Below are 13683 nucleotides of genomic sequence, written 5' to 3' on the forward strand. Positions count from 1 at the left end.
CTTTGTTCAAAAGAGCAAAGGGGCTTTTTACATTTGAGTTAGCTACTCTGTTTAGCTGTTTAGCTGTTTAGCTTTAGTACTTATTGAATTTCAAGAAGCTCAACATCAAAGATTAGAGTAGAAGACGGTGGGATAGGGCCTGAGCCGCCTTTTCCGTAACCAAGTTTACTTGGCACAAATAGACGAATTTTTTGACCAACGACCATATATTGAAGACCTTCTTGCCAGCCTTTGATCACTTGCTTAACGCCAAATGTTATTGGTTCATTACGATCAACTGAGCTATCAAAAACTGTCCCATCAATCAAAGTACCATGGTAATGCACTTTAACTTTACTGCTTGAAACTGGCTTTTCAGTCCCCGTTCCTTCAACAAGCACAAGGTATTGAAGACCGCTCTCAGTGGTGATCACCCCTTCTTTCTGAGCGTTTTCTGCTAAGAAATTTTGCTCAACTTCAATGTTTTGTTCGCCTGCTTTGTGATTTGTCCATGTACGGTAAATCATGAAACCTGCAAGAATGAAAACAATAACAGGTAGAATAAATTTGGTCATAGTGTACGCCTAGCTTTGGTTTATATTTGAATCGAATATTCAGTTAAATAACAGCTGTATTAATTACTTCGCAAGTAAGTAATTAATGGTTTCTGCAATACCATTAATGTCTTGATGACCTGCGGTTAAAATTTGGTACTTACCGTTAATGATGAAAGCAGGAACTGAATTGATTTGTCCTTTGACTGAAATCTCTTGTGCTTTTTCAATATATTGAAATAGAGCAATTTGCTGTTCTTTATTCAACTGGTAAGGGCTAACTAAACCACGAGAAGTAAAAGCCGTTTCTAGCGCTGATTGGCGCTGTTCTGGGGTTACATCGCCCCCCATTTGCACTGCAGCGAAAAGGTCTTCCATAAATTCATGGTTTGGGTTGTCATTAAGTTGCATTACGGCTGTGTAAAAAATCATTGCGCTGATTTGTGCACTTTCATTGAAAGTAACATGAACCTTACCAACCTTCTGATTAGTCAGAGATTCAATTTCAGGGATGTTGTTTTCCATGGTGCGGCAATGACCACAATTTAAAGAGAAGACTTCTGTGATCGGTGCAAGGTTAAATTCAGTCAGTTCAACAGGTAGTTTTTGAAACTGTGTTCCTTCTTGAGGCTCACTGTTTTCACTACACCCGGCAAGAATTAGAAGGGCAAAGGCAGCTGCGATAATTTTAGAAAATGGTTTAAACATTGTGTTTACTCGGACTTTGAGAAGTTTCCAGATTTTAACCATTTAGAGGCAGTTGGCAAACCATAATAAAGTAATTAAATGCAAACAAAGCCAAGCTTTATCATTCCAAGTTAAGCCGTAGGGTAAAATGTGATCTTGAACACTTTTTACCTTGCATGGATCTATTTGAACTAAAGTTATTGGAGATGTGCCGATATAGGTAAAAGTAAGATAAATACGAGCAGATGAGTGGGCAATTGAATGAAGTATTTAGCCATAGTTTTTAGCTTAGCATTAACAGGGTGCCAGGTGATGCAGTTTGAGAGCATGCTTGAGACTGCGCCGAAGACAAATTATGACGTTCTCTACCCTGATTGGGGGGCTGTACAACAACCTGTTCAGCAAAATGCCCCTCAGAAAAAAATAATCGCAAATAACTATGGATCTCATGCTTCTATGGGGGACTCCTTGGAAGTGTTTTTGAGACAGCATCGTATTGATTATGAGTTACTTCCTGGTGACCATATAATGGTAAAACTTTCTGATCACATTAACTTTAATACGGGTTCTGCGACTCCGCCTAACTATAATCAATGGCTTGATATCTTAGGGGATTATTTAGCTAAGCGAACAGACATTGATGTGGTTATTGAAGGGCACACGGATAATACCGGTTCTGACTATATTAATGACCCACTATCAGAGAAACGTGCAAAACAAATAAAAGCAAGGCTGGAAAAAAATAACGTTTCAAGTTCGTCTATTTATACTCGGGGGTTTGGTGAATATGTACCAGCGTGTAATAACCAATCTTCTCAGGGTAAAGCTTGCAATAGACGAGTTGAGCTTATGTTGATTGTCTCTAATTAATTTCACAATGTAGAATTTCCAGTCCATGTTTGCTGAACTGTTCTAAATTCAAAAGCCCCATAGTTATGCTCGTAACTATGGGGCTTTTTGATTTACTAAATTACTTATGCGAAATCACCTGAGTGATATTAATTCAGGACTAGATTCGATTAAGCAAATTCTTTTTCTAGATAAGCAACAATATCAGATGATTCATACATCCATTCAGTTTTGCCATCTTTTTCAATACGTAGACATGGCACTTTAACTCTGCCACCACCAGCTTCAAGCTCCGAACGGTGCTGTTCATTATTTTTAGCATCACGGATGTCAAACTTAACAGATTGACGTTTCATTGAACGGCGAACTTTGACGCAAAATGGACAAGCTTCAAATTGATAAAGAGCGTAATTTTTTGCACTTTCATTCACAGTGTTTTGTTCTTCTTGAGAACGCTTAACGCCACGAGGTGAAAACACAAAATTCAAAAGCAAAATGATTCGACCAAGAAACCAACGGATAAACTTCATAATTATCTCTACATATTTAAAGTAAGTTTTACAATTCGCAGCATTATATACACAATCTACTCAATACACTCAACCCTCAGACATAATATTTGTGTCTGAATATAGCTGGGATTGTTAGTTGAAGTAGCCTGCTGTGTTCACTGCTGACTTCAACTAACTTATGAATAGGACTTAAAGCCTTTCAATTGTGTGAGTTTTTGCCACATTTAACCCTAAGCGTTTTGCTAGCCTGGTTAGATTAGCCCTATCTGTTTTCAGTAGGCGACCCGCTTGAGCCCAGTTATAGTTTGACTGTTCAAGTGCTTCTGTAATGACGGTTCTTTGGAAATCTTCAGTTGCCGTTCTTAACCCTTCACTTAAATCGATAGTTGGACTTTTGGTATTTGAAGAGGTATCTAAAAGGGCAGGTGTTGGTTGATCTTGATCCAACGGACCGCAGTCTTCTTTGGAGATCGTTACTAAACTTTTGTTTGTACTACGTGCAAGTGCTTTTAAGGCTGAGCGGCTGATTACATGCTCAAGTTCACGTACGTTACCTGGCCAGCTGTATCGATTTAAGAAAACCAATACATCAGATCTGAATTTGATCTGGTTAATGCCGAGTTTGCGTCGAGCTTGTTCTAAGAAGAACCCTGCTAATAAACTGATGTCGTCACCACGTTCGTTCAAAGCTGGAACCGCAATTGGGTAAACACTCAAACGATGATATAAATCGGCTCTGAATCGACCATCCTCTACTTCTTGTTTTAAATCTCGGTTTGTTGCAGCCAATACTCGCACATCAATGGTTTCAATGTTGTCTTGACCAACAGGTTGAATTTCATTGTTTTGTAAAGCGCGCAGTAATTTACTTTGCGCCGCCAATGGTAATTCACCGATTTCATCTAAGAAGAGTGTTCCGCCGTCGGCTAAAGCAAATTTACCTGTACGGTTTTTATCAGCACCAGTAAATGCCCCGCGAACATGCCCAAACAGTTCACTTTCTACTAGGTTTTCAGGAATAGCCGCACAGTTCACATAAACAAGAGGTTTACGTTTGCGCTGAGATTGGTGATGAAGAGTTCGTGCGACAAGTTCTTTACCGACACCGGTATCGCCGTGAATTAAGATGTTAAATTCAGAGGGAGCCACAACCGCGATATCATTTTTCAATGCTGTCATGGTGTCACTTTTACCAATTAACTCACCGCCATCACGCTCCCAAGCTTCTACGTTTAATTCTTCTAATAACTGCTTTGATTGTTTTGCTTGGTGTTCAAGTTGAGAAAAAGTCATTGCCATTTGCATGGTGGAGGCCGCAATAGCAGCGAGTACTTCTAAATTACGAGCTGGGATGTTGGTGAATACATCTGGTGCAAGGCTATCAAGGGTTAAAACGCCAAGTAGTTTATCTCCGAATAACAGAGGTAGACCCATGCAAGCGTGCATTGGTAAATCACCATCGTGATCAATGAGTAATCCATCAAATGGGTCGGGTAGTGAGCTATCAGAATCGAAACGAATGGGTGATTTAGATTCACAGATCTCTTTAAAGCGAGGGTGTTCCTCAATAACAAATCGTCTGCCAAACGTATCTCTGCTTAGCCCCTGCATTGCGATAGGGACTAAAGTGTCACCTTGAAGGCGAAGTAAGGCAACACAGTCACAGGTAATGGTTTTTCGAATTGCGTCTATTAAACGATTGAACCTATCTTGGTCATTAAGCCCGCTGGCTAGCCCAATGGTCATTTCCATTAATGTTGAAGCTGAAATATCTTGCATGATTGACTCGCATTTCTAATTTTAATACATAGTAGTGTCTTTCTGACTTTTTTAACAGGTCTTTATGACTTAGATAAATGCTAATAATTCTCGCTAAAGCTCGCATTTACGGGCTTTCAAAGGTTGGCACTCTTTATGCTATAGGGAAGTATCCAGAAAAAATCTGGTGAGTGGACTGAATGGTAAGTCGCTGTAATAGCATAATAAATAATGAGCAATAAACTCATTAATAAAGCCCATTCATAAGCGAAATTAACGTTAATCAATAAAAGAGTCAAAGAACTCAAATTGACGTTAATTGAAATCAATAAAGTCAAATTTCAACAATATTGGTCAGTTCGACATAAAAATTGTCAACTTACTAGTGAACGGAGTATCAACATGCTTAACAATCAACACATAGACATTATCAAATCGACTATCCCATTATTAGAAAGCGCAGGACCTGCCTTAACTGTGCATTTCTATCAACGCATGTTCACGCATAACCCAGAGCTAAAAGACATTTTCAACATGACGCATCAACAAACAGGTCGTCAGAGTGTCGCATTATTTGAAGCTATCGCAGCTTACGCAAAAAATATTGAAAACCTTTCTGCACTGACCACCGCAGTAGAGCGTATTGCTCAAAAGCACACGAGCTTTAATATCCAGCCAGAGCATTACCAAATAGTTGGCCTTCACCTAATTGAAACGTTAAGAGAATTAGCACCAGACGCGTTTACTGCTGAAGTTGAGGAAGCTTGGACTGCGGCATATTTGTTTTTAGCTAAGGTTTTCATTGATCGTGAAGCTGAATTGTACCTGCAGCGTAAGCAAGCTGTTGGTGGGTGGGAAGCTGCTCGTACTTTCATTGTTTCTGAAAAGACACAAGAATCTGAGCTAGTGAAAAGCTTCGTTCTGACACCAAAAGATGGTGAGAGCGTATTGGATTATATTCCTGGTCAATATATTGGTATTGAAGTGCAACCTACAGGCAGTGACTATAATGAAATTCGTCAATATTCATTGTCAGATCAACCCAATGGTAAGCACTATCGAATCTCAGTAAAGAGAGAAGGGCATGGAACAGATCAAGCTGGTTTAGTTTCGAATCATCTTCACGACTTCGTACAAGTGGGTGATGAAGTTAATTTGTATGCGCCGGCTGGCGACTTTATGTATCAAGAACGTAATAAGCCTGTGACACTTATTTCTGCTGGTGTGGGCGTTACGCCAATGCAATCTATGCTTGAATTATTGAATAGTAGTTCTAAAGCAGAGGCTGTTACATACTTACATGCTTGCGAAGATTCATCACAACATTCGTTCTCGAACCGAGTTCAACAGATTATGGATACGAACGGTTGGGCTGCAAAAACATGGTATATGAAAACGGAAAATGAACCTTGTGAACATACTTTTGAAGGGATGATGAATCTTGAAGAAATCTCTAGATTAGAATCATTTTCTGAGGGGGACTTCTATATCTGTGGCCCGGTTGGTTTCATGAAGAATATTGTTGAACAATTGGATTCATTGGACGTCAGCCGTGACCGAGTTCATTATGAAGTGTTTGGTCCCCATTCTAACTTCTAGGCAACTTTTGCCTCAGAAAATGTTAGCTAAAACATTGTTCATTTAAAATAATGAGTTTAATAAATCAAGGACCTCAGTCAATCTGAGGTCTTTTTTTTATTTAAAACACATTTATGGTATGGAATGCTTTATGTGATGTACATATACTACCAAGGTTAAAATTAGCTTTCGCTTGTAAACTTTGGAGTATGGAATGAACACTATCAAAAGAATTAAATGGCACCATTCGATAGAAAAACGATTAGTCATTATCTTTGTGTTTGCCATGACTCTGATGTTTGGAATCATGACCAGCATTTCCATGTATGCAGCGCATAATGAGAAAAAAGAACAAGAAGAAAAACTGGTGGGTAAATACTTATTCATTGGACTTAATTTATTAGGAGCGAGAGTCGATAGTGTTGCCGAGATGGCGAAAGATTACGGGTATTGGAATGAGACATTTGATTTTATTAATACTCCAAACCGCAATTTTGTAGAAAACTCACTGGACTCTGATTCAATCAAGACTCGCTCATTGAATGGAGTTATTATCCATAACAATGCTGGTAAAGCGCTTTATCGAATCAGTTCATATGACTACATCACCGATAGCCAGCTATGGTCATTATTCACTGATATAAATGGCATTGAGAGTGGAGTGGTTCAACGAGGAGTCGTATTTTTACAAGGTCGTATCCTTGTATACGTATCGCAGCCTGTCAGCGACAATTCGGGAAGCATGTTAAGTAATGGTCGAATTACATTACTAAGAGAGATGACGCAACGGACTCTCGATGAGATAAGTTCAGACCTCGGTGAGTCTTTTAGTCTTATTAATATGCATCAACCAGATGCGATTGAGAGAATGGCATTTGGTACTGATTGGCAAGTCGAAAAATCAGAGATCTTATATACAGAAAAAACATTAGAAGCGACGTACAGCATTTTCTTTTCCGATCAATCTCGATTGCCTATTTTAGCGGAACTCGTCATTGAGCGAAGTCCTTTTAGTATTGCCTCTCAGTGGCGTTTGCTCATTCCCGAATTTATTCTGCTTATCGTACTCAGTGGTGTTCTAGTTGTAGTGTTACGAGCAACAGTAACTAAGCCTATAAAACGATTAATTGCATGGTTAAATCAGGTTAATGGTTCAGAGTTGGCAGAAGACCTACGTCCTTATGAATACTCGCAATACGGTGAAATCAGCGTTTTAAGTAATAAATTTAGTGAGATTTACAACAACCTTTACCAGCAACATCAATTCAGTCAATTACTTTTATATTCGATCAGTGATTTTATTTTTACGGTGGATAGCAAGGGGAAAATTGATTACTGCAACCCCGCGGCAGCTGAGTGGTTGAGAATTGATTCTAAAGAACTCTATTGCCAAGATTTTGAACTTCTCTTTGCTTCTGTGGATGAAAATTCGCCAAGCGTTGCAAATTGGTTATATCGAGCGCTTGAGACATTGAGTGAGTTTAGTGGGCAGGTCAATATACGTAAGCTAAGTGAGCCCAATAAGACTTTTCTTGTTGAAGTTCAAGTGAGTCCAATTTTGTACAGAGATACAGAACAGAAAGGCGCTATGATAATTTTAAGGTTACAAAAGTAGTTTGAATCAAAAATACATATGAAAAACGGGAAGCGTATTGCTTCCCGTTTTTTTACTTGTATGTCCAAGGAATTGATACATTCAGTCTTTTTATCGCTTTAATTTGTTAATTGCCTTTGAAGTGTTGAAAAATTCAGGCCAGTACATTTTCACATAACCACCTGAAACCCACACAACGAGAATGGTAGCGATAGTGAGTTCAAAAAAACCAAAGGAATGAAGCCAGTACCATTGCGGATATTCTGTGCCAAATAAAGTCGTTAGGTGGTGCATGGCAATAGAACTGATAACCGATGGGAAAGTTACTGCAGCAATAGAAGGTTGAAATTTAAGACGCATTAGTCGGATATAGCATAAGTAAATGAGTAATGTCATTGTGATAGCAATACCCGCTAACGCACCCGTTAAAATAGGGTCAGGGTTTGGAAAATTAACAAGATATGCTGCCAATGAAAGGTTCACTGGAGCCGCCATGATTGCAAGAGTCGGCCTTGCGCGTTTTGGTAATTTGCCTTCGAAAACCAGTCTGTATAAAACAACCGGTAGCATGAAAAAATAAATGCCGATACAAACCGAAGCAAGAGTTTCTGAAAACACGGTCAGCCCGAATTGAGAACCCGCGAGCGAGCTACTAATAAGCCCTACAGGATAAAGGAACCAGCTAGGGACAATATTAGACATCTTAAAATTCATAGCTTGAAAGCTGAAAAATAAGACCATCATAGTAAAGTGAAGTAATAGTGCACCAAACCAAATCGGATAGGCTAAAGCTGGTGAAACGGCGGCGAGATAATCTGAAAGTACGAGTAAAGCCATGCTCATAGGAGCCATTAAGCTTCCACTTAAAGGATGGCGGATATCGTTTATAAAAGTATTGTAGCTAGTGAAATATTTGAGTAATACAGGAAGTAATAGAATAGCACCCAATGATGCCATCAAGGGTCTAATGGTGTCACCGAAACCTGGAATATAAAGAGACCATGCTTGCCCTAATCCTATAACCCCAAGTGCTAGTGATGCTTGAGAAGGTGGGACATTTTGCACACGAATGAGTCGTCTCCAGTTCAATGTATTGCTCCGTTTTTCGGTCAGTTAACGAGAAGGTAGTAGCTAAATCAGGATGAGACTTAATTGCAGGCGATGCTACAAACACACCTATACAAAGTAAAGCTAAGTTTCATATGGACATAAGCTGGAAATGATTTATGTGACACTAAAGCATCTTGCACGCAAATTTTACACAAGAACATCATTGGAAAACATGCGGAGTACACGAGAATTGCGTAACTTATGATTTCAAGTTTGTTGGGGTAAATTGAGCTTAAAAGTTTGACTTTTGAATCAAGATCACAAAAGGTGTTTTTCGGGGTGTGATTTCTTGTTTTTCTTTGAAAATGAACCATAGTTAAATTGTAAAGCAACATAACGAACCGCAAGGAGAATGAGGTTTTACACACAATTTGGATGGATTCAAAAATACCATTTCTAGTTCCTCGTAATATGTTCAGGTTGCTATCTATGACTTCCTGATTCGCGAACTCACGATTGAGTCACGAGGGTAAGGCGTACTTGCTACATACAGTACGCCTTTTGTCTGCCTGTCACTTTTAAAACTATCTTTATTAAAACTACCTTCCTATTTAATTTGTATTAACTTTAAGCTAATAACTTAATGGTTTTGGGCGAGTAATTACCTATATGTCAGGGAGTTAAAATGTCATGGTCTACTGCCTTTTTTGCCATAATTAGGTATATACTCCAAGAAAAAGGAGATGTGACATGACGAATAAAGTGCCAACAAATATTATTACCGGCTTCTTAGGAGTAGGTAAGACGACCTCAATTCTTAACTTACTTAAAAATAAGCCTGACAATGAACATTGGGCGGTTTTAGTGAATGAATTTGGTGAGATTGGTATTGATGGTGCGTTGCTCACAGATCAAGGTGCAATGATTAAAGAAGTACCTGGCGGTTGTATGTGTTGTACTGCTGGCGTACCAATGTCTGTAGGAATCAATGCGCTATTACGTCAAAAGCCCGATAGGCTCCTGATTGAACCAACAGGCTTAGGTCACCCTAAACAAGTTGTTGCCACTTTAACATCAGAACAATACCAGCCTTATGTTGATCTTAAAGCGACATTAGGGCTTGTTGACCCACGTAATTTAAGTATTGAAAAATATACTTCCAACCAAAACTTCAATGACCAACTAGATAGCGCAGATGTGATTATTGGTACCAAGGTTGATTTGGTTCATTCAGAAGATATTGATGCATTTAATGATTGGGTTACCGAGCAATCACCACCTAAGGTGTTCAGTAAACTGATACATCATGGAGAGATTCCACTCGAAGTGCTTGATATTGAAAGAGTCCATGGCAGCGCTTCTTTTAACCTAGAATCTCATCATCATGACCATGCAGAGCAAGAGCCTCAATTCGAGCTTGCGCCTGGTGAAGCTTTTGTCAGAAAAGAAAATAAAGGTCAGGGCTATTTCAGTTGTGGGTGGTTATTTGGGGCAGAGCATAAGTTCGACTTTGACCAACTATTCTCTATGCTTTCTGCATTAACCGCAGAGCGTGTGAAAGCTGTAATTAATACTGATCAAGGTTGTTACGCGTTCAATGTCGCGAATCAAGTTGTTTCTGTTCATGAAATATCATTAGATGGCTTTGAATCTCGCTTAGAGGTTATCGATTCACAACTGATGCCATGGGATGATTTAGAGCAAGTGTTGCTATCACTTTGTGGGCTTCAAGAGAAATAACCTAGCTAGTAAATTAAGTCTCTAACGAATTTACTAACTAGCTAATTGACTAACCATTTTAGTAACTAACGATAAAAGTGACTTGTTAACGCTACTGCTAAGCTTTACAGAATATTTCTTTAGGATAAATACAAAGTAAAACGTTCTGTAAACTGAAATGAGTTGGTTTGGAATAAGAAAAAAGGGAGCAAATTGTTCCCTTTTTGCACATCTTAATGATGATTCTTTTATGATTGGCTAGTTAAAAGAAATAAATACTAATTTAAGTAATAAAATTTGCTCTATATCACGATTAATGTGAGATAAATCACCTTAATTCATTTATAGTGCTCGGCTGAAATAAGAAATGTAGGCTGTCTGCTTAAGGAACCGTAATAATGTCATTTTCTTCACAAGGTTTTGCTCCTGAATTAGTAAAAGCGCTTACTGAATGTGGGTATGAAAAACTCACTCCAATTCAGCAAAAAGCGATCCCAATGGCTCGTAAAGGGCATGATATTTTTGCGACTGCGCAAACAGGTACAGGTAAAACTGCTGCATTTTCATTACCTGTCATTCAACATTTAATCGATAGTAACAAGAAAGCGTCAAAGGGCACTGCACGCGCTCTTATACTTGCTCCTACTCGAGAATTGGCTGCACAGATTGCAGACAACATTAAAGATTACGTTAAATTCACGAACCTTAATGTTGCTGCGGTTTATGGCGGTAACAAAATGTCTTCACAGGTTCGTCAACTTGATGCTGGTGTAGATTTACTTGTTGCGACTCCTGGTCGTTTAGAAGAGCATCTAGAAGCTGGCAATGTATCAATTGCTAACTTAGAATTTTTAGTTTTTGATGAAGCAGACCGTATCTTAGATATGGGCTTTATCAATGCTGTTCGTAAAATCATGTTAGATGTAGAAACATCACCTCAAATCATGATGTTCTCTGCAACAACTTCAACCCAGTTGAACCAGCTTTCTGTTGATATATTACGTAAGCCAAAACGTATCAGTGTAGAGCGTGAGAACTCAACTGCAGCAACAGTTGGTCACGTGGTTTATCCGGTAGACCAAGAGCGTAAAACTGAGCTACTTTCTGAATTGATCGGTCGTAAAAACTGGCGCCAAGTGCTTGTTTTTGTGAACTACAAAGAAACGGCTAATGAAGTTGTAAAAGAGCTGAAACTAGATGGCATTAAAGCGGTACTTTGCCATGGTGATAAAGCGCAAAGTGCTCGTCGTCGTGCATTAGATGATTTTAAAGAAGGTCGTGCTCGAGTAATGGTTGCAACTGATGTTGCGGCTCGTGGTCTTGATATTGCAGATCTTCCTCATGTAATTAACTACGACATGCCTTTCCTTGCTGAAGATTACGTTCACCGTATTGGTCGTACTGGTCGTGCCGGTAAACAAGGTCATGCTGTATCATTTGTTAACCGCGAAGAAGAGCTAACTGTAGTACAAGTGGAAACACTGATTCAGCAGCGTATTCGTCGAGTTGAGCAACCTGGTTATGAACCTAAGAAACGTGAAGCTTACATTGAAAAATTGAACACGAAATCGGCTTATAAAAACCGCCAAGGTCGTAAGAATAATGCGACTGAAGAAAAACCGGATCAAGCCTCTGCTGAACGTCGTTTAACAATGATGAACCGTATTAAAAATAGACGTAAGTAGAAGTTATTATTCACCGTACATGCCACTATACCTATTGGTTGGATTGAGCGGTTAAAGTAATCAGTTAAAGCTGAATAGCTTCAAAATAAAAACTAAGATTCAATTTTGAAAGGGCCACTATTATGTGGCTCTTTTTGTCTTCGGGTTTCATGCTCTGAAGTTAATTATTATATCGCTAAATTGGGGAAACTATGGACAGTACATTACTTTGGGCGTTTATCCCGACTTTTTTCTTTGTGTCGATAACACCTGGAATGTGTATGACTTTGGCTCTGACACTTGGGATGAGTATTGGTTATAAACGCACTTTGTGGATGATGATTGGTGAGCTAGCTGGAGTGGCAGTGGTCTCGATTGCTGCCGTGCTAGGTATTGCATCGGTAATGCTTAATTACCCTTGGCTATTCACAGGATTTAAGTTTATAGGCGCAGGATATCTTTTCTATTTGGGCGTTCAAATGTGGCGTTCTAAAGGGAAATTAGCGATTAGTACAGATAACCAAACTGAAAACGTAGGGAAAGACTGGGATTTAGTCGTTCAGGGTTTTGTGACCGCAATAGCGAACCCTAAGGGTTGGGCGTTTATGATCTCTCTCCTGCCTCCATTCATTAACAGTAGCAAGGCGCTTGCCCCACAGTTATTGATACTCATCTCAATCATCCTAGTATCAGAATTTGTCTGTATGACGTTGTATGCTACTGGTGGTAAGAGCTTAAAGCGTGTTTTAGGTAAGGCTGATAACGTTAAGCTAATGAACCGAATCGCAGGTACCTTGATGATGGGAGTGGGTGTTTGGTTGTTTGTCAGCTAATGAATAATTGACGTAATACCTATTAGTTAGTACTACGTCTCTAAAAGCTAAAAGCCTGACTTGGAAATAACGGAAACTAGGTAATAAAAAAGCCACTGATATTCAGTGGCTTTTTAGTGTCAATCTATATCCGAACGAATCAAAAGTAGCTGACAATGTTGACTTTAATCGGTCTTCTAATCGACTTCTTTGTCTTTACCCATAGATAAAATCCAAAGAGATACAGCTGCAACACCTGCAAAGCCTGCCAAGATGATGACTGGCATAGCGCTATAGCCTAAGAAGTGCCAAATAAAACTTTCTAATGAACTCATTTAGGTTCTCCTTATTGCCAGCCTTCTACACCATGCATGTCTGGTAGTTTATGAGCGATACCTTTATGACAATCTACACATGTTTTTTCACCAGAAGCTAGCGCAGTAGAGTGCTGTTTTGCACTGCGTGGGCTTTGCTCTGAGAAGTCCATGAAGTCAAATTGGTGACAGTTACGACATTCTAGAGAATCATTGCTCTTAAAACGAGCCCACTCACGTTCAGCTAAGTGTGCACGACGTTCTTGAAACTTCTCTTCAGTATCAATTGTCTTAGAAATAAAGTGAGCGTATAGCTCTTTAGACGCTTGTACTTTACGAACAATCTTATCTGTCCATTCATGTGGTACGTGGCAATCCGAACAGATAGCACGAACACCAGAACGGTTAGAATAGTGAATCGTTTCTTGAATTTCAGCAACAATAGGAGCATGACAACCTGAACAAAACTCTTCAGTGTTCGTCGCTTCCATACCTGTGTTGAATGCGCCCCAAAATAGAAGACCACCAGCAAAACCCATGAATAAAACAACACCAACGGCTGCTTTACTTGGAGTCGTTAGTCGCTTCCAAAACGCTTTTAGTAATTTCATAA

At 39.2% G+C, this 13683-nt stretch carries 13 protein-coding genes; 6 read left to right on the plus strand and 7 right to left on the minus strand.

The window, feature by feature from the left end:
• Positions 1 to 80: 80 nt before the first annotated feature.
• Positions 81 to 554, minus strand: a complete 474-nt coding sequence (bamJ, locus tag L4C37_RS16965) for a BamJ family beta-barrel-assembly machinery protein (RefSeq protein ID WP_137375270.1) — start codon at positions 552 to 554, stop codon at positions 81 to 83.
• A 63-nt stretch (positions 555 to 617) separates the two neighbouring features.
• Positions 618 to 1241, minus strand: coding sequence for a thiol:disulfide interchange protein DsbA/DsbL (locus tag L4C37_RS16970; protein ID WP_273293575.1), 624 nt, complete (start codon positions 1239 to 1241; stop codon positions 618 to 620).
• Between the two features lie 240 nt (positions 1242 to 1481).
• On the opposite strand from L4C37_RS16970, the gene L4C37_RS16975 reads away from it, so the two are divergent.
• Positions 1482 to 2090: an OmpA family protein gene (locus L4C37_RS16975; protein ID WP_429769260.1), complete on the plus strand. Its 609-nt coding sequence runs from the start codon at positions 1482 to 1484 to the stop codon at positions 2088 to 2090.
• 149 nt (positions 2091 to 2239) lie between these two features.
• Here the strand turns inward: L4C37_RS16975 and L4C37_RS16980 are convergent, their stop codons facing one another.
• On the minus strand, positions 2240 to 2599 hold the full coding sequence (locus tag L4C37_RS16980) for a glutaredoxin family protein (RefSeq protein ID WP_137375267.1): 360 nt from the start codon (positions 2597 to 2599) through the stop codon (positions 2240 to 2242).
• A gap of 171 nt (positions 2600 to 2770) precedes the next feature.
• Positions 2771 to 4360 (minus strand): nitric oxide reductase transcriptional regulator NorR, encoded by a 1590-nt coding sequence (gene norR / locus L4C37_RS16985; protein WP_429769261.1) that lies wholly within the window; start codon positions 4358 to 4360, stop codon positions 2771 to 2773.
• 381 nt (positions 4361 to 4741) lie between these two features.
• Between norR and hmpA the strand changes: the two genes are divergently transcribed.
• Positions 4742 to 5938 (plus strand): NO-inducible flavohemoprotein, encoded by a 1197-nt coding sequence (gene hmpA, locus L4C37_RS16990; protein ID WP_429769262.1) that lies wholly within the window; start codon positions 4742 to 4744, stop codon positions 5936 to 5938.
• A gap of 193 nt (positions 5939 to 6131) precedes the next feature.
• Entirely contained in the window at positions 6132 to 7532 is a 1401-nt protein-coding gene (locus L4C37_RS16995; protein WP_429769263.1) for a CHASE4 domain-containing protein, read from the plus strand.
• Between the two features lie 90 nt (positions 7533 to 7622).
• Here L4C37_RS16995 and L4C37_RS17000 read toward each other — a convergent pair whose 3' ends face one another.
• A complete protein-coding gene (locus L4C37_RS17000; RefSeq protein WP_137375263.1) occupies positions 7623 to 8600 on the minus strand; it encodes a TDT family transporter in 978 nt (325 codons plus the stop codon).
• A gap of 711 nt (positions 8601 to 9311) precedes the next feature.
• Here L4C37_RS17000 and L4C37_RS17005 point away from each other — a divergent pair.
• From L4C37_RS17005 to L4C37_RS17015, 3 genes are all read left to right on the plus strand, one after another.
• On the plus strand, positions 9312 to 10301 hold the full coding sequence (locus L4C37_RS17005) for a CobW family GTP-binding protein (protein WP_137375262.1): 990 nt from the start codon (positions 9312 to 9314) through the stop codon (positions 10299 to 10301).
• A gap of 377 nt (positions 10302 to 10678) precedes the next feature.
• Positions 10679 to 11965 (plus strand): DEAD/DEAH box helicase, encoded by a 1287-nt coding sequence (locus L4C37_RS17010; RefSeq protein ID WP_137375261.1) that lies wholly within the window; start codon positions 10679 to 10681, stop codon positions 11963 to 11965.
• Between the two features lie 191 nt (positions 11966 to 12156).
• Positions 12157 to 12777 (plus strand): LysE family translocator, encoded by a 621-nt coding sequence (locus L4C37_RS17015; RefSeq protein WP_137375260.1) that lies wholly within the window; start codon positions 12157 to 12159, stop codon positions 12775 to 12777.
• A 176-nt stretch (positions 12778 to 12953) separates the two neighbouring features.
• Here L4C37_RS17015 and L4C37_RS17020 read toward each other — a convergent pair whose 3' ends face one another.
• A complete protein-coding gene (locus L4C37_RS17020; RefSeq protein WP_137375259.1) occupies positions 12954 to 13091 on the minus strand; it encodes a TIGR02808 family protein in 138 nt (45 codons plus the stop codon).
• Positions 13092 to 13102: 11 nt separating this feature from the next.
• The gene (locus L4C37_RS17025) at positions 13103 to 13681 is read right to left on the minus strand and encodes a NapC/NirT family cytochrome c (protein ID WP_137375258.1); all 579 of its coding nucleotides are present in this window, start codon (positions 13679 to 13681) and stop codon (positions 13103 to 13105) included.
• Between the last annotated feature and the right edge of the window lie 2 nt (positions 13682 to 13683).

It is taken from the genome of Vibrio kagoshimensis (genome assembly GCF_050337535.1).
Classification (GTDB): domain Bacteria; phylum Pseudomonadota; class Gammaproteobacteria; order Enterobacterales; family Vibrionaceae; genus Vibrio; species Vibrio gallaecicus.

Excerpts from the sequence above, each read along its gene's own strand:
- bamJ (WP_137375270.1), bottom strand. The coding sequence starts at position 554 with ATGACCAAATTTATTCTACCTGTTATTGTTTTCATTCTTGCAGGTTTC.
- L4C37_RS16970 (WP_273293575.1), bottom strand. The coding sequence starts at position 1,241 with ATGTTTAAACCATTTTCTAAAATTATCGCAGCTGCCTTTGCCCTTCTA.
- L4C37_RS16975 (WP_429769260.1), top strand. The coding sequence starts at position 1,482 with ATGAAGTATTTAGCCATAGTTTTTAGCTTAGCATTAACAGGGTGCCAG.
- L4C37_RS16980 (WP_137375267.1), bottom strand. The coding sequence starts at position 2,599 with ATGAAGTTTATCCGTTGGTTTCTTGGTCGAATCATTTTGCTTTTGAAT.
- norR (WP_429769261.1), bottom strand. The coding sequence starts at position 4,360 with ATGCAAGATATTTCAGCTTCAACATTAATGGAAATGACCATTGGGCTA.
- hmpA (WP_429769262.1), top strand. The coding sequence starts at position 4,742 with ATGCTTAACAATCAACACATAGACATTATCAAATCGACTATCCCATTA.
- L4C37_RS16995 (WP_429769263.1), top strand. The coding sequence starts at position 6,132 with ATGAACACTATCAAAAGAATTAAATGGCACCATTCGATAGAAAAACGA.
- L4C37_RS17005 (WP_137375262.1), top strand. The coding sequence starts at position 9,312 with ATGACGAATAAAGTGCCAACAAATATTATTACCGGCTTCTTAGGAGTA.
- L4C37_RS17010 (WP_137375261.1), top strand. The coding sequence starts at position 10,679 with ATGTCATTTTCTTCACAAGGTTTTGCTCCTGAATTAGTAAAAGCGCTT.
- L4C37_RS17015 (WP_137375260.1), top strand. The coding sequence starts at position 12,157 with ATGGACAGTACATTACTTTGGGCGTTTATCCCGACTTTTTTCTTTGTG.
- L4C37_RS17020 (WP_137375259.1), bottom strand. The coding sequence starts at position 13,091 with ATGAGTTCATTAGAAAGTTTTATTTGGCACTTCTTAGGCTATAGCGCT.
- L4C37_RS17025 (WP_137375258.1), bottom strand. The coding sequence starts at position 13,681 with ATGAAATTACTAAAAGCGTTTTGGAAGCGACTAACGACTCCAAGTAAA.